We start from the raw sequence: 20,916 nt of genomic DNA on the forward strand, positions 1-20,916 counted from the left end.
TATAAATTTGTAATTAAAATCTTAAATTATTCTTCTTTTAACAGACTGTATATGAATGTTAAATATCTGTTTCATATAGTTTTTTTATTGTCTGTTGTGTTAGTATCTGCTCAGGAACAGAATAAAAAATTAAATTTTTATACTGAAAAGCAGTTATGGTTCAAGATATCAGCACAACCTAAAAAAATTAATTCTGTACTTGATTCACTTGTAAATCAAGGGTTTTATACCTTGAAAATAGATTCAGTAAAACAAGGGGAGAAAGATGTAAATATTTATATTACCAGAGGAGTATTTTATAAAAAAGTACTTGTAAAACTTGATTCTCTTTCTCAGTTGGCGGTACATTTAAAACATGATTATTCTACTTCAAACGTAGATTCTTTAGTAAATATAATACATTATTACTACCTTAAAAAAGGGTATGCATTTAATCAGATTACAACAGATTTTAATTTTTCAAAGCTACCGGTTGAAGCTACAGTTTCTGTTGATTTAAACAATAAAAGAATAATTAATTCTTTTGTTATTGCTGGGTATACAAATCTTCCGAAAGGAATAAAAAAAGAATTGGAATATGATTTTATAGGTAAGCCTTATGAAGATTCAAGGCTTAAAGAAATATCGGATAAATTGAAAGCATCAAATTTTATTCTGGAAGATAAAAATCCTCAAGTATTATTTACACCCGATTCGACAGCTATATATTTATATTTAAAAAAGAAAAAAGCGAGTTCTTTTGATGGAATTTTAGGTTTTGGAAACGATCAGAACGGAAAACTTAAGCTTAACGGGCAGATACGTTTGTCATTGGGTAATATATTTAATTCATTTGAAACCATAAATTTAAACTGGTTATCCACGCCGGAAAAATCTCAGAACTTTGATTTTCAGGTTCATGTACCCTATTTATTTAAAACAAAATTAGGAACGGAAACTCAACTAAACATTTTCAAGCAAGACAGTACATTTGCTAATATAAAACTTAAAGAGCACTTATACTATCAATATTCTTATAACCAAAGAATAGGAGTAGAGGGAAGTTTTGAAAATTCTAGATATGTTTTAAATTCAGATACCATTAACAGTAACTTTTCAAAGTCAGGATTAGGATTAACCTATCAATATTTGGAAAAAAGTAATCTTTCCCTGCTGGGAAATAAAAATTTGTATGCAATAAAAGGAAGTATTTTTAGGAATATTCCGGAAAACCAAAACAATCTAACTGAGTATGAATTATCTGCTAAAATAGAAAAACTCTTTAAACTTTCATCTTCTCATTATATTAAATCCAGAATTGATGCAGCAACATTATTATCTGATACATTAACAATTAATGAATTATATAGATTGGGAGGACTAAAGAGCATAAGAGGTTTTAATGAACAATCTATATATGCAAATGCTTATCTGGCTGCTTCTTTAGAGTATAGATATGTTCCTTTTGAAGAAATGTTTTTTACAGTTTTTGCCGATGTAGCCTGGACCGAAAATAAATACAGAAATTCTCATCCTTTTTTATTAGGAACCGGAATCGGAATTAATTTTTTAACACGTTTTGGTATATTTTCTCTTAATTATGCTGTTGGTAAATATGATTCAGAACCGGTCAACTTTTCAGATTCAAAAGTGCATATAGGTATACAGGCTAGTTTTTAAATTAACAAAAAAAAATTAATTACCTTTGTAAGCTTATTACATCATATGAGTTCACTTAAAAAAATTCTTAAACAATTTGCTTATCCCTACAAGAAATACTTTTTCTCAGGGGTTTTTTTTAATATTTTATATTCTTTATTTTCTGTAGTTTCCGTTCTTTCCATTATGCCTATTTTAGACATGCTTTTGGGAGGAAGTGTAAGACAACAAGAAACACTTGCCCATGTGCAGGAACAAATAACAGACGGTTGGTCGGGTTGGTTTACACGGCTTAAATATGAATTTTATTTATATCTTCAAAATAATATAGAACAGGTAGGAGCTAAAACGTTTCTGACCTATTTGTGTATAGCGGTGGTTTGTTTATTTTTATTACGTAATGTTTTCAGATACATTGCACAGTATTTTATAGTTCTATTACGTAGCGGAGTTTCAAAAGATCTCCGTCTGGCTATGTTTGATAAAATTCTGGCTTTACCGGTTTCTTTTTTTACGGAGAGAAAAAAAGGAGATATTATGATTAGACTTTCCGGAGACGTAGGAGAGGTAGAAGGAAATATTTTAAATGCTGTTTTGGAATTATTCAGAACTCCATTTTCTATTCTTATTACTTTAGCCTCTTTGCTTATAATAAGTCCATCGTTGACTGTCATAGCTTTGGTAGTTTTACCATTTATGGCATGGATTATTTCATCTATAGGTAAAAGCTTAAAAAAAGATGCTCGTAGAGGACTTAATGAATCAGGAAATGTTTTATCTATCATTGATGAAACATTAAACGGAGGAAAGGTAATTAAGATATTTAATGCTGAAGAAACCATGAGACAGCGGTTTATGAATAGCGTGCTGTACTTGCGAAAACTATCTATAAATATGATGAAAAAGTATGAACTGGCATCACCTTCATCAGAATTTTTAGGTTCGGTAGCAATGATTGTTATTACGTGGTATGGAGGTACACTGATTCTTGAAGGAAAAGGAATGGATTTATCTTCTTTTCTTGTTTATACAGGTTTGTTTTTTCAATTACTGGAACCGGCAAAAACCCTTTCTACTTCTTTAACTAATTTGCATAAAGGTAGTGCATCTACTGACAGACTGATTGAAACTCTTGAAACAAGTGTTCAAATATATGAACCTGAAAATCCGGTAGAATTAACAGAAATCAAACAGGGTATTACTTTCCAAAATGTTGAATTTCAATATGAAGAAAAACAACCGGTTTTACAAGATGTTACAATTAATATACCTATCGGAAAAACCGTTGCCATTGTAGGACAGAGTGGGGGAGGAAAAACTACTTTAGCTAATTTATTGGCTCGTTTTTACGATGTTTCTGGAGGTAAAATATTGGTTGATGGACATGATTTAAGAGATTTGAACCTTAAAAGTTATCGAAAGCTTTTAGGTATGGTTACTCAGGAATCTATTTTATTTCATGATACGATAGCTAATAACATAAAATTAAGTAATCCTAATGCATCTATGGATGATGTTATAAATGCTGCAAGAGTGGCTAATGCATTAGAATTTATTGAAAGACAGCCTGAAGGGTTTGACACTTCCATTGGAGAAGGTGGAGCTAAATTATCTGGAGGACAAAAACAAAGGATAGCCATAGCAAGAGCCATTCTGAAAAATCCTCCGGTAATGATATTGGATGAAGCAACTTCTGCTTTAGACACTCAGAGTGAACGTTTAGTACAAGAAGCTTTAGACAATCTTATGACAAACCGTACATCATTAGTAATAGCTCACCGTTTATCAACAATTATTAATGCTGACCTAATCGTTGTAATGGAAAGAGGAAAAGTTATAGAACAAGGAACACATCAGGAATTGCTAGAGAAAAACGGCACCTATAAAAACCTGATTGATATGCAAAAATTTGCTTAAGAAAAAATATACCAATAAAAAATCCGGATATTCATCCGGATTTTTTATTGGGTAATAAATTAGACTATTTTCTTTTAGAGCTACCTTTTCTGCTGTCGCTATGATGCATCTTTTTACCATGATATTTATCCTTCATGTCTTTTAATTTAAGTTTTTGTTCTTCGGTAAAAATTTTATCAATTTCAGCTTTTTTATCCTCTCTCAGCTTTTTTCTTTTTTCATGAATAGCTTCTGCCTGTGCATGGAGAGATTCTTCCTGAGACTTATATTTATCGTCAATTGCATTGATTTGTTTAATCTGATTTTCTGACAAATTAAGTTCTTTTGCCATTTTATCTTTAAGATCTTTAGCTCTTTCTTCTCTTTTGATAGGATCTTCTACATTTTTACTTGTTTGAGAAAATGCTACACCGGAAGCTAAAACAAAAGCGCTTACTATTAATACCTTTTTCATAACTTTATTATTTTTCATTTGCACTATTGACAGTGCAACTAAGAAAAGGTTTAATATTTTAACTAAATTTAACTAAATTCTAAAATTAAAGCAATAAACCTAATTTTTCACAAAGGTTTTCAAGGAAAGTTCTATCATCTAAAGTAAATGGATTTATTTTGTGACTGTCGATATCTATTTGACCAATATTATTACCATTTTTGAAAATAGGTACTACAATTTCAGATTTAGTATCAATACTACAGGATAAATAATTGTCCTGTTCATTCACATCCTGAACCATAAAGGTTTCATTTGATACTGCTACCTGTCCACAAATACCTTTTCCGAAGGGAATAATGATATGATCTGTAGCAGCTCCGACATAAGGTCCCAGTTTCAACTCGTCTTTATCACCATTTTTAAAATAAAAACCTACCCAGTTATAATAATCAATTTCATCATATAAAAGCTGACAAATCTTTTGAAGTTTATCAATTGTATCTATAGATGACTCTAAAATAATATCTGTTCTCTTTTCTAATGTTTTCATATCTTTATTTTGTTTTTGTTCTGTGATATAAGTAATAAACCAAGGAAAGTTAATCCACTATTAAGGATTATTAATTCTAATCCGATTCCATATCCTAGTTTAGAAATAAGCATTCTGCTTAAATAGCTGATAATAGGAGCAATTAAACAAACGGTAAATATCATTCCGTTTTTTGGAAGGGATTTTTTTGTAAAAATTCCAAAGGCAAAAAGACCTAATAAAGGACCGTAGGTAAAACCTGCTAAATCCATAATAATGTAAACTATAGATTCATTATTAATTTTCTTAAACACCAATATTAATAAAAGAAAAATAAAAGTAAAAATCAAATGAATTCTGATTCTTATCATTTTCTTTTTCTTTTCTGTAAGGTTTTGTTTTTTTGGTAATCCTAGAATATCGACACAAAAAGAAGATGTCAGAGAAGTTAATGCTCCGTCAGCAGATGGAAAAAGAGCAGAAACCAAACCTATAATAAAAATTATAGATAACAATTGAGGGAAATATCCTCCTAAAGATAAGGTAGGAAATAAATTATCTCCCATAATATTTTTTATCGCACCTGATGAATCGCTAAATCCAAATATATTTTTTATAACGTCACCATTACTGTAAACCTCATATTCAGCCCCATGATTCATAGCATATAAATACAGAAGCCCTCCCATAAATAAAAATAAGAAATTAACAAGTAATAGTACAGTAGCAAAAGTGAGCATGTTTTTTTTACTGTCCCTAAGATTTTTTACAGATATGTTTTTCTGCATCATTTCCTGATCTAATCCTGTCATAGCTATAGTGATGAACATTCCTCCCAAAATATGTTTTAAAAAAAATGACCCCGAATGATAATCAAAATTAAATGTGTGTAAATAGCCTTCAGCATTTAACGAATCAATTGCCTGAATAAAATCTAAATTCAGGCTTTTCAATACAAACAGTATGCAGGCAATAAGACTTATAAGCATAAAAGAAGTCTGAAGTGTATCGGTAAAGACAATTGTTTTAACTCCTCCCTCAAAAGTATATAATAGAATCATTAACAGAATTAATACCGTAGTAGCCCAGAACGGAACTCCCAAACTTTTTAAAAGAAAAATGTCAAGAACATTTATCACGAGATATAATCTTGCAGTTGCACCTATGGCTCTGGAAATAATAAAAAATGCAGAACCGGTTTTATGTGCTTCCGTATTAAACCTTTTACTTAAATATGTATATATAGAAGTTAGGTTCATTTTATAATACAAAGGCAGAAGAATCATGGCTACGATTACGTATCCGATAAAATTCCCTAAAATCAACTGAAAGTATTCAAAACCTCCGAAAGCATAGCTGGTACTTACTTTGCCCACAGTTCCGGGAACGGAAATAAAAGTCACACCGCTTAAACTTGTGCCTATCATACCAAAAGCCACTAACCACCAACTACTTTTTCGGTTTCCTATAAAAAATGATTGATTGTCGGAATTTCTGGAAGTATAGTAAGCTACCCCTAATAAAACAATAAAATAGGCAAAAATGATAATTAATAATAGGGTTATATTCATAATTAAATTCGAATTTGCCTCAAATTTAAAAATATAATCGGGAAGCAATAATATAAAATGATGGTTTTATTATTTTTATGAATCAATTATAAACAAGTCATCTATGTAAGATTCCTATATATTAGAAATATAAGCTGCATTCATTTACCCTAAAGGATTGTTAATACTGTTAATGTTAATAATTTTTTTCCTAAAATACCGTTTTTAAATTGTATTTTTACACCTTGAAATTTTATAGACCGATGGGAAAAATTATTGCAATTGCGAATCAAAAAGGAGGTGTTGGTAAAACAACCACTGCAGTTAATCTGGCGGCAGCAATTGGTGTACTGGAAAAGAAAGTTCTGCTTATTGATGCAGATCCTCAGGCCAATGCCAGTTCAGGTTTAGGAGTTAACGTTGAAGAAGTTGAAATAGGCACTTACGAAGTTCTTGAGCATAGTGCTTTAGCTAAAGATACAATTCAGCCAACCACTTCTCCCAATGTTGTATTGATACCTGCACATATTGATTTGGTTGCTGCTGAAATCGAGCTGGTAGATAAAGATAACAGAGAATATATGTTAAAAGAAGCATTAAAAGATCTGAAATCGGACTATGATTTTATTATTATAGATTGTGCTCCGTCTTTAGGTTTAATAACTCTTAATGCACTTACAGCCGCTGATTCTGTGATTATACCCATTCAATGTGAATATTTTGCCTTGGAAGGACTTGGTAAATTATTGAATACAATTAACAGTGTTCAGAAATTACATAATCCTGAGTTAACAATTGAAGGATTATTATTAACCATGTATGATCCAAGATTAAGATTATCAAATCAAGTGGTTGAAGAAGTAAAAACACATTTTCCCGAAATGGTTTTTGACACTTTAATTCAAAGAAATGTAAGATTAAGTGAAGCTCCTAGTTTTGGAGAATCAATACTAAAATATGATGCTGAGAGCAAAGGAGCGATAAACTATATATTATTGGCAGAAGAAGTTTTAAACAAGAATAAAGTAGAAGTAAAGTAACAGCATGGCTTCAGCAAAAAAAAGAGCAATGGGCAGAGGACTATCTGCAATATTAAGTGAAAATACGGTAAAAGTTAATTCGGCAGAAGAGCAAGGAGCTGAAGAACTGGTAGGTAACATAGTAGAAATATCATTAGATGATATTATAACTAATCCCAACCAGCCTCGTACTAATTTTGATCCTAAAGCTTTAGAAGAATTAGCAGCTTCAATCAAACAGTTAGGCCTAATACAGCCTATTACTGTAAGAAAAAACGAAGACAAATTCGATTTGATTTCCGGAGAAAGAAGATATCGGGCTTCCCGAATTGCAGGATTAGAAAAATTACCTGCTTTTGTAAGGTTGGCTAACGATCAGGAGCTTCTCGAAATGGCTTTAGTTGAAAATATTCAGAGAAAAGATTTAGATCCTATTGAGGTTGCATTATCCTTCGAAAAATTAATTGAAGAAATTCATATTACACAGGAAAACTTAAGTAATAGAGTAGGAAAAGACAGAAGTACCATTACCAATTATTTGCGTCTACTAAAACTATCTCCAATTATACAAACGGGAATCAGAGATGGTATTATTTCTATGGGTCACGGAAGAGCTTTAATTTCATTAGAAGATACAGAACAACAATTATTTGTTTATGAAAAAATAGTCAGAGAACAATTATCTGTAAGGCAAACTGAGAGCTTCATACGAACTTTTAAAAATCCTAAAGATAAAAAAGAAAAGAAAGAAAAAGAATTACCGAACTATTTAAAAAAAGGATTAAAAAGCTTTGAGGACTATTTTGAAACAGGAGTAGAAATAAAAGCTGATAAAAAAGGTAAAGGTAAAATTATCATTAATTTTGAATCATCTGATGAATTCGATAGAATTCAGAAATTATTAGAATGATAAAAAAAACATTCACATATATTTTTATACTTATTTTTAGCTGTATGCTTTCAGCTCAAAATGAGAAAACTAATGAAGATCATTTACTGGGTAATAACGATTCTATAGTCATTTCAAATACAGTACCCCAGATAGCTGCCGATTCTGTTGCACTTTCTTTAACCAGAAGTCCGCTCAAAGCTTCTCTTTATTCAGCCATTTTACCTGGTTTAGGGCAGTTTTATAATAAAAAATATATTAAAGCTCCTCTTGTTTTGGGAATTATAGGAACTGGGATTGGATTTATTAAGTATTACGATAACCGATATAAAAAATATCACAGAGCTTATTTAGCAGAACTTAACGGACAGACACATGAATTTTCAGGTATACAGGGAATTACTCCTCAAGTATTAGCAAATGCTGAAGATTCAGAAAGAAGATATAGGGATTATGCAGTGGTATTAACAGCTTTAGCCTATCTGTTAAATATTGTAGATGCGGCAGTAGATGCTCACTTGTCAATATTTGATAAAGATAAAGATTTAGCTGTAAAACCTATCATAATTGAAGATCCTAATTCGATAGTTGCGAACCAGAAATTAGGATTATCGTTTAGTTTTACATTTTAAAAACAATTATTTTATGAAAATAGCATTAGTAGGTTACGGAAAAATGGGAAAAGCTATAGATGAGATAGCTACCTCCCAAGGACATCATATAGTTGCAAAGTTAGAAGAAAAACCAACTAAGGATAATTTAAACGGAGCAGAAGTAGCTATAGAATTTTCAACACCAGCCACGGCTTTTGATAACGTAATGGCTTGTCTGGAAATTGGAATTCCTGTTGTATGCGGAACTACAGCCTGGCTGGATCAACTAGCTAAAGCTGAAGAATTTTGTAAAAAACAAAATGGAGCATTTATATATGCTTCTAATTACAGTTTAGGTGTTAATTTATTTTTTGAAATAAATAAAAAAGTAGCTGAAATTATGCAAAAACATCAGGAATATTCCGTTCATTTAGAAGAAATACATCATACTCAAAAAAAGGATGCACCCAGTGGAACGGCTATCACTGTTGCAGAAGAAATTATTCCCGTTTATGGTTTTGATGGATGGAATTTATCCTATAAAACTGAAAATAATAAATTAGGAATTGAAGCTAAAAGATTGCAGGATGTGCCGGGAACTCATACAGTTACTTATAGTTCTGAAGTCGATGAAATTGAAATTAAACATGTGGCACATTCAAGAAAAGGTTTTGCTTCAGGAGCTATTTTAGCTGCACAGTGGCTTATCGGAAAAAATGGTATTTTTACCATGAAAGACGTATTAGGATTTAAATAATCCAAACATAAACAACCAATAATTAAACCTTAAAAGGATATTACATGCATTTATTACAATATTATTTATTATTCGCTGTAGTTTCAAACCTGTTATATTTTGCAACTACGTGGAAATTATTTCAAAAAGCAGGAAAAAAGGCCTGGCAATCACTAATCCCATTTTATAATATCGTAATAACTCTACAGATTATACACCGTCCCTGGTGGTGGATATTTATAGTTTTTATACCTATCGTGGGACCTATCATGTGTGCGGTTATATTGGTTGATTTTATCAGACACTTTAATAGAAGAACCAATACAGATGCACTTTTAGTACTATTGCTTTCAGTAATATTTTTAGGTTATATAAACTATTCCCCTCAAACTAAATATACAGGAAAAGAAGAAAGGAAAGAAACATTCATTTCAGCGGTTTTATTTGCTGTCGTTTTTGCAACAATAATTCATGCATTTATTATTCAGCCGTTTACTATACCAACAGCTTCTATGGAAAGAACTCTTTTGGTAGGTGACTTTTTATTTGTAAGTAAAATGAATTACGGAATAAGAATTCCTATGACTCCGGTTGCACTTCCGTTTCTTCAAAACAAAATTCCTATAGGTGATAGTCAGCAGCCACAAAAGCAAACAAATTCTTATGTAGATCAAATCAGACTACCTTATATGAGATTACCTGGGTGGACTCATGTAAAAAGAGGAGATATCGTGGTATTTAATTACCCTACAGATTCGTTACATACAGCTATTGATCGTAAAGACCCTTACGTAAAAAGATGTGTGGGATTGCCGGGGGATATAATAAAGTTGGAAGATGGTAATTTATTTGTAAATGGTAAACCTGAAGTTATAAAGAAAGATGAAGAACAACAAAGAAATTATTTTGTTTATACAACAGAAGCAGGAATAAGCTCTAAAAAAATAGAAGAGATGTTTGGTTATGCTACCTATCAGGAAGGTCAGGATGAATTTGGAAAAAGAATCTATTTTTTCAGAGGTCTAACTAAAGAAAATGCAGCAAAATTAAAAGAACTTAACACTGTTGATTCTCTAGTTTTAGCCTTTCAGAAAAAAGGAGAGCCCGGACTTGTATATAAAGATGCTGCAAAAACTAAAATCGATACAACTAATTCTGTATTTCCACTTAACAGCGGTTGGAATGGCTCTCAATATGGTCCTTTAGCAATTCCTTCGAAAGGAGAAACAATTACGCTTACAAAAGAAAATATAGATCAATACAGAAGAATTATTAAAAATTACGAGCATAATGAATTGAAGGAAGAAGGAGGTAAATTTTATATTAATGGAAAAGAAACAAATCAATATACTTTTCTTCAGAACTATTATTGGATGATGGGAGATAATAGAGATAACTCCTTAGATAGTAGATATTTCGGTTATGTTCCGGAAGATCATATTATAGGAACTCCAATATTTACATGGTTGAGTGTACAAGGTTTATTTGAAAATGATCCTTTTGGACATCCGGCTAAGAAAAAAATACGATGGGATAGAATGTTTAAAATTCCTAATACTGATACTCCTTTAAATGAAAAAACCAATTATCTTCCTTATTTCCTTATCCTTTTAGGTATCTATTTTACATATGATTATTATAAAGGAAAAAAGAAAAAGAAAGATCAAAAAAAGAAAAACTAAAATCTAAAAATTAAAAATATGAGAAGATTAATTGTATCTGCAATGTTGCTTTTCACTTATTCAGGAATTTTTGCACAGGATGATTTAATTAATAGAATTAAAGATAATAAATCGGAACAAACTAATTTTCAGTTTACCATAATAAAACAGCTTGATAACACATCAGTTAAAAATCAAGGTTCATCAGGAACCTGTTGGAGTTATTCCGGAAATTCATTTTTAGAATCCGAAGTTTATAAAAAATACAATAAGGTAGTTGATATTGCGGAAATCTATACAGCAAGAATGACTTATGAAGATAAGGCCAAAATGTATATTTTAATGGATGGATCAATTAATTACGGCGATGGCGGTGAACTTCACGATGTTATTAATATGTATAAAAAGTATGGTATTGTTCCACAAGAAGCATATACAGGTTTAATTAATGGGGCTACAAAAAATAATTTTACTGCAATGCAGAGTGAATTGGAAGAATATTTGGTGTCTTTAAAAAATCAAACTCCTCCCATAGATATAAACTGGACCAAGAATTTTTCTGATATTTTAGATAAATATTTAGGAGTAGTTCCTAATTCATTTGTTTACAACGGGAAAACGTATACTCCACAAACCTTTGCTAAGGAAATTATAGCATTAAATCCTAATGATTATGTAGAAATAGCTTCGTACAAAGATTATCCATATTACACTCAAAATTTTTTACCCTTACCTGATAACTGGAGTGGAGATCATGCATATAATGTTCCTATGAATGAATTAACACAAATTATAGATTTTGCATTAGAGCATGGCTATACCGTAGGATGGGCAACAGATGTAAGTGAACCTTATTTCAGTTGGAAAAATGGAGTTGCATATGTACCCGATTTAGACTTGTATAATCTTTCAGCTGAACAAAAAGCAAATTTATTTACTCAGCCTCAACCTGATAAATTAATAACGGAGCAAATGCGTCAGGATGCATTTAATAATAGAACTACTACAGATGATCATGGTATGCATATAGTAGGTACAGCTACAGATCAAACCGGAAAAAATTATTATATTGTAAAAAACTCATGGGGAATCACCAACGATTTTCAAGGCTATATATATGTCACAAAACCCTATGTTCAATACAAAACCACTGCCTTATTAATTAACAAGGCAGCAATACCTAAAACCATCAGGAAGAAACTAAGTATTTAATTATATTTTTTTGGAGTATGTAAAAATAAATTACATACTCCAAATTTTTTACAGCTAACTATATATCCAACTATTTTAATATTTTTATTTTTCAATTTCATTACCAAATCTTTGATTTTAATCTTCTCCTTTATATTTAATTTAAAACTGATTTAAATTAATTTTTTCACTACTTTATCTTATAATAATATACATAAAATTCAGTCCAATCTTAATTTATATTTAATTATATTATTAAAAAAATACAATCATATTGTAAAATATATTATAATTTATGCTTTGATATTTATATTTAAAGATAAATATAATAAAATAATACAATATCTAATCTAAAATATTTTGATACATTAAGATTTTAACTTATATTTGTTTACTATACAAATAGTATTAATACCTATAAACTCTTTATACTTATTATATAAATTAAAATATATTTTATAATATATTAGTAAAAAATTAATTATGAACAACTTAAAAAAAATTGGCATCGATATTGGTGGTACCAATATTCGTGTGGCATTAGTAGATGACTCAGGAATAATTAAAATTCTTAAAGAGCCTTGCAAAGCAGATCAGCCTGAAGATGTAATTGTGAATCAGGTTAAAAACATGATTCACGAAGTAATTACGCCAGATGTAGTCGGTATTGGGATTGGTGTTCCATCTACAATTGATGTGAAACTAGGAATTGTATATAATTTAAATAATATACCTTCCTGGAAAGAAGTACATCTTAAAGAAATACTTGAAAAAGAATTTTCGGTACCCACTTATGTAAATAATGACGCTAATTGCTTTGCATTAGGACATAAACATTACGGTTTAGCAAAAGAATTTAGCAATATTGTTTGCGTTGCTATGGGAACCGGGTTAGGTTCAGGACTTATATTTAATGATGAACTTTATATTGGCGCAAATACTGCCGCTGGAGAAATTGGGTGCGTACCTTATTTAGATTCTACGTACGAAGGATATTGCAGTAGTCATTTTTTCAAACGTTTCCACAGTCATACTACCAGTTTTGATTTGTTTAATCAGGCAAAAGAAGGAAATTCGGAAGCCTTGCAAATTTGGGAAGAATTTGGTAAACATGTAGGTGCTTTGGTTTCTTTTGTATTATTTACTTATGATCCACAGGCCATTGTTTTTGGTGGAAGTGTTTCCAAGTCTTTTGAATTTTTCTCGCCTTCTATGTATAAATATTTAGAAGGTTTTTTATTTCCTAAAAATGTCGAAAAACTGGTTATTCGTCTTTCAGAAGTTAAAGATATAAGCGTTTTAGGAGCTGCTTCCTTAGTTAATAGAGAAGTATCTAAATCAGTTTAATATATTATCTTAATTTTAAATACAATAATCGTATGAAATTTAATTTAAGCTCTAAAATTGTATTAAATACAGTTCCTAAACAATTTTACAAACCCGAAAATGAATATGAGTTATCGGTATTAACCCGATACGAAAAAATACCTACCCATATTTTTGAATCTCAGGTAGAAGCCTCCATTGGTATAGCAAATACCATTGCCGAAGGTATTAAATCAAAACAACAATTAAATGAAGTTTTTGTATTGGGATTATGTGGTGATTATGCGCTTCAAACTATATATAGTGAATTGGTAAGAAAACATAAAGAAGAAGGTCTTAGTTTTGAAAATGTAATTGTTTTTAATACTTATGAATTTTATCAACCTCAAAATCAAACACTTGTATGTTTAAGCCTTTTAAATGAGTTATTACTTGATCAGGTAGATATTAAAAAAAGCAATGTGCATTCTCCGGAAGGAAATATTCCTAAAGAAGAAATATTAGACTACTGCAAAAACTATGAAAGATTAATCAAAGAAAAAGGAGGACTAGATTATATTTTAGTTAATTTAAGCCAAGGGGGAGGAGTAGGCCTGAATTTTTCTGGAGCAAGTATTAATTCGTCTACCCGTTTAGTACTCTTAAATTTACAAGCTAGAAAGGAAGCTATCAATTTTTTTGGAACAATTGAAAAAGTGCCGTCAAGTGCTATAACATTGGGTATTTCAAGCCTGATGAAGTCCAAAGAAATAGCTTTAGTAGCTTGGGGCGAAGACAAATCTAAAAGTGTATATGAATCCGTAGAAGGAAGCATAACCGATACCGTTCCGGCAACTTGTCTTCAGAATCATTCCAATGCATCTATTTACACAGACCTAAGCGCAGCATACGGACTAACAAGAATTAACAGACCCTGGTTAGTGTCCAGTTGCAATTGGACAAATAAACTTATTAGAAGAGCTATTGTCTGGCTATGTGAAAAATTGGATAAACCAATTTTGAAGCTTACTAATAAAGACTATCAGGATCATGGATTGGAAGAACTTTTATCGCTTTATAATTCAGCATATAATGTAAATATTAAAGTTTTTAATGATTTACAACACACCATAACCGGATGGCCGGGTGGAAAACCAAACGCTGATGATACTAATCGGCCGGAACGTTCAGAGCCCTATCCTAAAAGGATTATACTTTTTAGCCCACATCCCGATGATGATGTTATTTCTATGGGGGGAACATTCAGGCGTTTAGTAGAACAAGGGCATGATGTTCACGTAGCTTACCAAACTTCAGGAAATATTGCAGTAGGAGATGAAGATCTTATCAGATATGTTTCTTTGTTGGAAGATGTCAGGAAAAAATATGATTCTGAAAATATAGCACTGCAAAAAAAATATGAAGAAATTTTAAATTATGTTTTGCATGAAAAAAAGGAAGGAGATTCTGATACCCCTGATATTTTATTCATTAAAGGACATATAAGAAGACAAGAAGCTTTAAATGGATGTCGGTACGTTGGTGCAGATTTAAATAAAGCTAAATTTTTAGATCTTCCATTTTATGAAACCGGAAAGATTAAGAAAAATCCGATTTCTGAAGCAGATGTAAAAATCATTAAAAATTTATTACAAGAAGTAAAGCCTCATCAGGTTTTTGTGGCAGGAGATTTAGCAGATCCCCACGGAACGCATAAGGTATGTTTAGATGCAATTTTAGCTGCTTTTGATGAATTAAAGGGAGAAGAGTGGCTTAATGACTGCCGGATATGGATGTACAGAGGAGCCTGGCAGGAATGGGAAATTGAACATATTGAAATGGCTGTTCCTATGTCACCCGAAGAACTTAGATTTAAAAGAAATGCTATTTTAAAACATCAGTCTCAAATGGAAAATGCTCCATTTTTAGGATCAGATGAACGTCTTTTCTGGCAAAGATCTGAAGAAAGAAACAGGACTACAGCAGAAAAGTATCATCAGCTGGGATTAGCAAGCTACGAAGCTATTGAAGCATTTGTAGAATATAAACTTTTACAACACTAAATTTATGAGATTACTAATTCAACCCAATTATAATTCTGTATCTTACTGGACAGCAGAATATATCATAAAAGAAATTAACAAAGCTCAGCAAAAGAACAAAAAATTTGTATTAGGACTGCCCACGGGTTCTACGCCATTAGGAACCTACCAATATTTAATCAATGCATATAACGATAAACGAGTTACATTTAAAGATGTGATTACTTTTAATATGGATGAATATGTAGGTATTGCAGAAGATCATCCGGAAAGTTATCATTTTTTTATGAAAACAAATTTTTTTGATCACATTGACATTCAGCAGGAAAATATAAATATTCTAAATGGTAATGCCGAAGATCTGGAAAAAGAGTGCAATGATTACGAAGAAAAAATAAAAAGTGTTGGAGGAATAGATCTTTTTTTAGGTGGAATTGGTCCTGACGGACATATTGCATTTAACGAGCCTGGATCTTCATTCACATCTAAAACACGTATTAAAACACTAACCGAAGATACGATAGTTGCTAATTCCAGATTTTTTGACAACGACATGACCAAAGTACCTAAAACGGCTTTGACTGTAGGAGTTGAAACTATTCTTAGTGCTAAAGAAGTTATAATAATAGCCAACGGACACAGCAAAGCGAGAGCGCTTGCAAAAGTGATTGAAGGAGGAATAAGCCAGAGATGGACTGTTTCAGCATTACAGTTGCATCCTAAAGGTATTATTGTTTGTGATGAACTGGCTGTTTATGAAATAACTGTAGGTACCTACAGGTATTTTAAACAATTAGAGAAAGATAATCTTATACACATAGATTAAACAGTAACTTATTGCTTATCTGGCATTTATTTAATAAAATGATATAGGGGGAGATTCTTTATATTATTAAATTACATGTAAATGCCAGATAAATATTAACATTTTAACCACAAAATAATGAGATATATATATTCATTATCACTCATTCTGCTTTCTCCAATATTTTTATCCGGTAGCATCTGTGCAATATCAGATTATTATAATTCTGATTTTAAAGCTAGAATAAACCTAAATTCGGTTAATTACATATTTTATTCAATAGAGCAGAATATTAAAATAGACACAGATAGCACAAAATTAAAAGAGAGACTTAACACACCTCCCGATTCTTTATTACAAAATGAAATTTATGCTGCTGATGATCTCACTACCCAAAATAGTAAAAAAGGATTTTTAAAAAAATCTTCATTGGGTGGTACATTATATTTTTGGGATAGGAACAGAGAGCGTAAAAACGTAATCACCAAAGACTATGTAAATGACATTATACAAACAACTTTTACTGCCGAATTAAATTTTAAATCGGCACCTATAGCCAAAATGTTTTCAGTAGAACTGGGTGGTTATGGAGTTTGGCAGCCACATAGCGGAGGAACTACTTTACCTAGTGAAATAGCTTTCAGTAACCATAAATCGCGTTGGAGAGAAACCTGGGATGAAGATTCTGACGGAGTAAGCTTTTATAAAGCCTTAATCGATTTTAGATTAAAAAATTATCTTTGGGCAAAAGTAGGGTATATTCAACCTTCTGGTCAGACTTTGTTAGCTCCACACTGGAGTTTATTACCTGGAACTTATGAAGGTTTCGAAGTTGGAACAGTATTAGACTTTGGAAAATCAGGTGTTCTTTCTGCCTCCTATATGTGGACCGATCGATATAAAACTCCTTGGTATAGAAAACTGGATAAGTTTTACAGAATGGGTCCTGATTCAGAAAGAGTAAATTATTTGCATTCCTTAGGAGCAAAGTACGATTTTAAAAATAATTTGGTATTGGAAGCTGCTTTTGGACAAAGTGCACATTATCTCAATCAATATTTAGGTAAAATATCTTATAAAACAAATATTGCAAACAATCCGCTAAGCATGAGTTACCAGTTTTACGGTTCACAGGATCAAGATCATTCAGGAACAAAAGTATATGACGGATTGGCTTGGTTACAGGGAATCACATTATTTTATCAAACGGGCCCTGTTGGATGGAAATTAGAGGGAACAGCTGTACAGGCAAAAGGTGAACAAGGATTTTTCCTACAAAGAATGACTTCAGCTTATGCATCTACGCAAGGAAGGTTAGATATCTGGTGGAATTCTCGTTCTGATTTTGATGCTCATGATGAAAAAGCGATTTTTGGAGAAATAAGTTATGATTTAAAAAATCTGTTTTCTTTCCTTGAAGGTTTTAAAATTGCAGCATCTTATGCTTACGGTTGGGATGCACGACCCAGCAAAAATCCAATATATGATCAAACCCAGAAAATTTGGGAAAGAGCCTGGAATCTGGATTTAGGTTATGTTATTCCCAAAGGTAGTTTCAAAGGTACTTTGTTTCAAATACATTATACCAATTACAATAATAATTCGAAAAACGCTCCGTGGTCTGGTGGATATGGAAACATTTTCCAGGATGAACATGACCTTAAAATATTTGTGATTTTGCCTTTTACGGTTTTATCACCACAAAAATAAACTCTTTAGCTCACTAAAATAATAAATTATGAGAACCTTAAAAATTTCTTTAATTACTGCTTTTTTTATATGTATGTCTCCATACATTGTGGCACAAACAAACAACCATACTTCAGAGCAGATGATTGTAGATGTAATGAGTAGCCAATTACAATTGAATTATAAAATCGTTGACAATTTCGCAGCTTCTCACGGAGTGGATTGTTCTGCTCTGGGAGCTGATTGGGGATCGTGTAATAAAGCTCTTATATCATTTTATAACAAAGGTAAAGATATAAATGATAAAAACTGGACCATATATTTTCACAGCATAAGAAGAATATTAAAAGTAGATAATCCTCAATTCAAAATTAGTCATATAACCGGTGATTTACATAAATTGGAACCAACAAATCTATTTACAGGTTTTCAATCGAACAAAGTAACTGATATACCCATTATTGGAGAATACTGGCAATTGCAGGAAACAGATGTAATGCCCAGATGGTATGTCACTTCAGGACAGGCTCAACCCAAAATTATCACAAATACAGATACGGAAGATACCTCTTTTTATGTAAGCCCGATTACTGGAGATTTATGGAAGAGAACTCCAGAAGATCACAACATTTTAATGAACCCTGAAAGTAGATTTGAACAGGATCAAACAATTACCCTACTATCACCTCAGGATTTACGCGGTCATATATTGCCAACTCCGGTTAAAGCGGAAATATATAAGACCAATATTCTTTTAACAGATAAAGGAATAAATCTGGATATAAAAGGTTTGGATAGTGAAAGTAAACTTGTCTTGGAAAATCAATTTAAAAGATGTAACATACCTGTCAGTACTCAAGGATATAAAATAGTTGGAAATATCAAACCTAAAGAATTTTTAAATAAAATTTCAGGTGCTTACAAATTAGAAATTAAAGATAATGGAACTGATATAGTTGCCTATGATGAAAGAGGCCTGTTCTATGCAGTACAATCAGTAATATCTTTATTACCTCAGGAAACACCTGCCGTTCTTCCGGCTTTGAAAATTGAAGATTATCCAAGATTTGACTACAGAGGTTTAATGATAGATGTGGGAAGAAACTTTAAAAGTAAAGAAGCTATTTTAAAAGTATTGGATCAGATGTCAAAATACAAAATGAATAAATTTCATTTTCACCTTACAGATGATGAAGGTTGGAGAATTGAAATTCAAGGTCTTCCTGAACTTACCGAAGTTGGTGGAAAACGATGTCATGATTTAAGTGAGCAAAATTGTCTTTTGCCACAACTGGGATCCGGTCCATTTTCAGATAATGCGGGTACAGGATTTTACACTAAGTCTGATTATATTGACATTCTCAAATATGCCAAAGCAAGATATATTGATGTAATTCCGGAAATTAATATGCCGGCTCATGCAAGAGCAGCAGTCGTATCTATGGAAGCAAGATATAACCGCTTAAAAAATCAAGGAAAGCTTAAAGAAGCTGAAGAATTCAGGCTTAAAGATCCGACAGATCTTTCAAATACTACTTCTGTACAATATTATGATCGTACAGGATATCTGAATCTATGTATGGATTCTTCAAAAAAGTTTGTTACTAAAATTATTGAAGAAATGGCTGCCATGCATAAAGAAGCAGGCCATCCGATAACTACCTGGCATTTTGGAGGAGATGAGGCTAAAAATATTAAATTCGGAGCTGGATTTCAGGATATTAATGCAGCAGATAAAGTGACATGGAAAGGAACTATCGATCAAAGTAAAGAAGATCATCCTTTTGAAAAATCTCAGGTTTGTAAAAATTTTATAGCTCAGGGAAAAGCTCAGAATTTTGAACATTTACCAGGAGTATTTGCCGTAGAAGTAAGTAAAATCTTAAAAAATTTAAATATTAAATCTATGCAGGCCTGGCAGGATGGACTAAAACACGTAGATAACAGCAAAGATTTTGCGACTGATAAAGTATATGTTAACTTTTGGGATCCTTTATATTGGGGAGGAAGTCAATCTGTTAATGAATGGAGGAACAAAGGATATCAGGTTGTTATTTCCAATCCGGATTATGTTTATCTGGATATGCCCAACGAAGTTAATACAAAAGAACCTGGATATTATTGGGCTACCCGATCTAATAATATTCAAAAAGTCTTTTCTTTTGCTCCCGAAAATTTACCACAAAATGCCGAAACATCCGTAGACAGAGACGGAAACGTTTTTGAAGGAAAATCAGTTGGAGATTGGAAAGGTATAGCCGGAATTTCAGCACATATCTGGGAAGAAACCATTCGTACACCTGAAGAAATGGAATATATGCTTTTTCCACGTTTATTAGCAGTTGCTGAACGCGCATGGCATAAGTCTGACTGGGAATTAGATTATCAGAAGGGCAGAAATTACAAAAAAGGAGAAACCCATTGGGTAAATACAGATTTACTAAAAAAAGACTGGATTAAATTTGCTAATTATGTAGGTCAAAAAGAACTTTCTAAACTTGAAAATTCAGAAATTCTTTACAGACTACCTGTACCAGGTGCAAAAATTAATAATAAGGTTTTAACTGCCAATATTATATTACCTTCTTTAAATATCGAATACTCAACAGATAAAGGTCAAACCTGGATTGCGTATGATAAACCGGTACGATTACCAGATAACGCACAAAATGTTATGATTCGTAGTCGATCTAAAGATGGTAAAAGAACCAGTAGATCAGAATATATAAATTAATAGATCTAATTTTTTTTAATTATGAAAGCAGTCCTGTTTATATATTTTAAACGGGACTGTTTATATTTTAATTAATAAATTATAAGACTTCTTAGGTATTTTTTTCCTATAACTAGGTATTTGCAATTATATTAATATATGTTAATATTGAAAATCAAAATTTTATATAATTTAGATAATCA

General features: G+C 31.5%; 16 protein-coding genes. 13 read left to right on the forward strand and 3 right to left on the reverse strand.

Features of this window, described 5'->3' with window-relative positions; genetic code table 11:
• The first annotated feature begins 51 nt into the window (after nucleotides 1–51).
• Nucleotides 52–1,659: a BamA/TamA family outer membrane protein gene (locus tag EOV51_RS11455; RefSeq protein ID WP_128152664.1), complete on the forward strand. Its 1,608-nt coding sequence runs from the start codon at nucleotides 52–54 to the stop codon at nucleotides 1,657–1,659.
• A 45-nt stretch (nucleotides 1,660–1,704) separates the two neighbouring features.
• On the forward strand, nucleotides 1,705–3,555 hold the full coding sequence (locus EOV51_RS11460; RefSeq protein ID WP_128152665.1) for an ABC transporter ATP-binding protein: 1,851 nt from the start codon (nucleotides 1,705–1,707) through the stop codon (nucleotides 3,553–3,555).
• Between the two features lie 64 nt (nucleotides 3,556–3,619).
• Here EOV51_RS11460 and EOV51_RS11465 read toward each other — a convergent pair whose 3' ends face one another.
• From EOV51_RS11465 to EOV51_RS11475, 3 genes are all read right to left on the reverse strand, one after another.
• Nucleotides 3,620–4,009 carry a MerR family transcriptional regulator gene (locus tag EOV51_RS11465; protein WP_128152666.1) on the reverse strand — a complete coding sequence of 130 codons (390 nt, stop codon included), beginning with the start codon at nucleotides 4,007–4,009 and terminating at the stop codon, nucleotides 3,620–3,622.
• Between the two features lie 85 nt (nucleotides 4,010–4,094).
• A complete protein-coding gene (locus EOV51_RS11470; RefSeq protein WP_128152667.1) occupies nucleotides 4,095–4,541 on the reverse strand; it encodes a GAF domain-containing protein in 447 nt (148 codons plus the stop codon).
• Entirely contained in the window at nucleotides 4,538–6,091 is a 1,554-nt protein-coding gene (locus EOV51_RS11475; RefSeq protein ID WP_128152668.1) for a sodium:solute symporter, read from the reverse strand. Before EOV51_RS11475 ends, EOV51_RS11470 begins: the two co-directional genes overlap by 4 nt.
• 242 nt (nucleotides 6,092–6,333) lie before the next feature.
• Between EOV51_RS11475 and EOV51_RS11480 the strand changes: the two genes are divergently transcribed.
• The 11 genes from EOV51_RS11480 (at nucleotide 6,334) to EOV51_RS11530 (ending at nucleotide 20,734) form a co-directional block, all read left to right on the forward strand.
• The gene (locus EOV51_RS11480; RefSeq protein WP_128152669.1) at nucleotides 6,334–7,110 is read left to right on the forward strand and encodes a ParA family protein; all 777 of its coding nucleotides are present in this window, start codon (nucleotides 6,334–6,336) and stop codon (nucleotides 7,108–7,110) included.
• A 4-nt stretch (nucleotides 7,111–7,114) separates the two neighbouring features.
• A complete protein-coding gene (locus EOV51_RS11485; RefSeq protein WP_128152670.1) occupies nucleotides 7,115–7,999 on the forward strand; it encodes a ParB/RepB/Spo0J family partition protein in 885 nt (294 codons plus the stop codon).
• A complete protein-coding gene (locus EOV51_RS11490) occupies nucleotides 7,996–8,610 on the forward strand; it encodes a DUF5683 domain-containing protein (protein ID WP_128152671.1) in 615 nt (204 codons plus the stop codon). The genes EOV51_RS11485 and EOV51_RS11490 overlap by 4 nt, the downstream gene beginning before the upstream one ends.
• A 13-nt stretch (nucleotides 8,611–8,623) precedes the next feature.
• Nucleotides 8,624–9,328 (forward strand): 4-hydroxy-tetrahydrodipicolinate reductase, encoded by a 705-nt coding sequence (gene dapB / locus EOV51_RS11495; RefSeq protein WP_128152672.1) that lies wholly within the window; start codon nucleotides 8,624–8,626, stop codon nucleotides 9,326–9,328.
• Between the two features lie 44 nt (nucleotides 9,329–9,372).
• Nucleotides 9,373–10,989, forward strand: a complete 1,617-nt coding sequence (gene lepB, locus EOV51_RS11500; RefSeq protein ID WP_128152673.1) for a signal peptidase I — start codon at nucleotides 9,373–9,375, stop codon at nucleotides 10,987–10,989.
• Between the two features lie 18 nt (nucleotides 10,990–11,007).
• Nucleotides 11,008–12,180 carry a C1 family peptidase gene (locus tag EOV51_RS11505; RefSeq protein ID WP_128152674.1) on the forward strand — a complete coding sequence of 391 codons (1,173 nt, stop codon included), beginning with the start codon at nucleotides 11,008–11,010 and terminating at the stop codon, nucleotides 12,178–12,180.
• 462 nt (nucleotides 12,181–12,642) lie between these two features.
• Nucleotides 12,643–13,506: an ROK family protein gene (locus tag EOV51_RS11510; protein ID WP_128152675.1), complete on the forward strand. Its 864-nt coding sequence runs from the start codon at nucleotides 12,643–12,645 to the stop codon at nucleotides 13,504–13,506.
• A 32-nt stretch (nucleotides 13,507–13,538) separates the two neighbouring features.
• On the forward strand, nucleotides 13,539–15,527 hold the full coding sequence (locus EOV51_RS11515) for a glucosamine-6-phosphate deaminase (RefSeq protein WP_128152676.1): 1,989 nt from the start codon (nucleotides 13,539–13,541) through the stop codon (nucleotides 15,525–15,527).
• 4 nt (nucleotides 15,528–15,531) lie between these two features.
• Nucleotides 15,532–16,332 (forward strand): glucosamine-6-phosphate deaminase, encoded by an 801-nt coding sequence (gene nagB, locus EOV51_RS11520; protein ID WP_128152677.1) that lies wholly within the window; start codon nucleotides 15,532–15,534, stop codon nucleotides 16,330–16,332.
• Between the two features lie 117 nt (nucleotides 16,333–16,449).
• Nucleotides 16,450–18,021, forward strand: coding sequence for an OprD family outer membrane porin (locus EOV51_RS11525; RefSeq protein WP_128152678.1), 1,572 nt, complete (start codon nucleotides 16,450–16,452; stop codon nucleotides 18,019–18,021).
• A gap of 28 nt (nucleotides 18,022–18,049) precedes the next feature.
• The gene (locus EOV51_RS11530; RefSeq protein WP_128152679.1) at nucleotides 18,050–20,734 is read left to right on the forward strand and encodes a beta-N-acetylhexosaminidase; all 2,685 of its coding nucleotides are present in this window, start codon (nucleotides 18,050–18,052) and stop codon (nucleotides 20,732–20,734) included.
• Nucleotides 20,735–20,916 lie beyond the last annotated feature (182 nt).

This window comes from Apibacter raozihei, assembly GCF_004014855.1.
In the GTDB taxonomy this organism is placed as follows: domain Bacteria; phylum Bacteroidota; class Bacteroidia; order Flavobacteriales; family Weeksellaceae; genus Apibacter; species Apibacter raozihei.

What these genes read in the sequence shown, in the direction of transcription:
- EOV51_RS11455 (WP_128152664.1), top strand. Translation starts at nt 52, where the DNA reads ATGAATGTTAAATATCTGTTTCATATAGTTTTTTTATTGTCTGTTGTG.
- EOV51_RS11460 (WP_128152665.1), top strand. Translation starts at nt 1,705, where the DNA reads ATGAGTTCACTTAAAAAAATTCTTAAACAATTTGCTTATCCCTACAAG.
- EOV51_RS11465 (WP_128152666.1), bottom strand. Translation starts at nt 4,009, where the DNA reads ATGAAAAAGGTATTAATAGTAAGCGCTTTTGTTTTAGCTTCCGGTGTA.
- EOV51_RS11470 (WP_128152667.1), bottom strand. Translation starts at nt 4,541, where the DNA reads ATGAAAACATTAGAAAAGAGAACAGATATTATTTTAGAGTCATCTATA.
- EOV51_RS11475 (WP_128152668.1), bottom strand. Translation starts at nt 6,091, where the DNA reads ATGAATATAACCCTATTATTAATTATCATTTTTGCCTATTTTATTGTT.
- EOV51_RS11480 (WP_128152669.1), top strand. Translation starts at nt 6,334, where the DNA reads ATGGGAAAAATTATTGCAATTGCGAATCAAAAAGGAGGTGTTGGTAAA.
- EOV51_RS11485 (WP_128152670.1), top strand. Translation starts at nt 7,115, where the DNA reads ATGGCTTCAGCAAAAAAAAGAGCAATGGGCAGAGGACTATCTGCAATA.
- EOV51_RS11490 (WP_128152671.1), top strand. Translation starts at nt 7,996, where the DNA reads ATGATAAAAAAAACATTCACATATATTTTTATACTTATTTTTAGCTGT.
- dapB (WP_128152672.1), top strand. Translation starts at nt 8,624, where the DNA reads ATGAAAATAGCATTAGTAGGTTACGGAAAAATGGGAAAAGCTATAGAT.
- lepB (WP_128152673.1), top strand. Translation starts at nt 9,373, where the DNA reads ATGCATTTATTACAATATTATTTATTATTCGCTGTAGTTTCAAACCTG.
- EOV51_RS11505 (WP_128152674.1), top strand. Translation starts at nt 11,008, where the DNA reads ATGAGAAGATTAATTGTATCTGCAATGTTGCTTTTCACTTATTCAGGA.
- EOV51_RS11510 (WP_128152675.1), top strand. Translation starts at nt 12,643, where the DNA reads ATGAACAACTTAAAAAAAATTGGCATCGATATTGGTGGTACCAATATT.
- EOV51_RS11515 (WP_128152676.1), top strand. Translation starts at nt 13,539, where the DNA reads ATGAAATTTAATTTAAGCTCTAAAATTGTATTAAATACAGTTCCTAAA.
- nagB (WP_128152677.1), top strand. Translation starts at nt 15,532, where the DNA reads ATGAGATTACTAATTCAACCCAATTATAATTCTGTATCTTACTGGACA.
- EOV51_RS11525 (WP_128152678.1), top strand. Translation starts at nt 16,450, where the DNA reads ATGAGATATATATATTCATTATCACTCATTCTGCTTTCTCCAATATTT.
- EOV51_RS11530 (WP_128152679.1), top strand. Translation starts at nt 18,050, where the DNA reads ATGAGAACCTTAAAAATTTCTTTAATTACTGCTTTTTTTATATGTATG.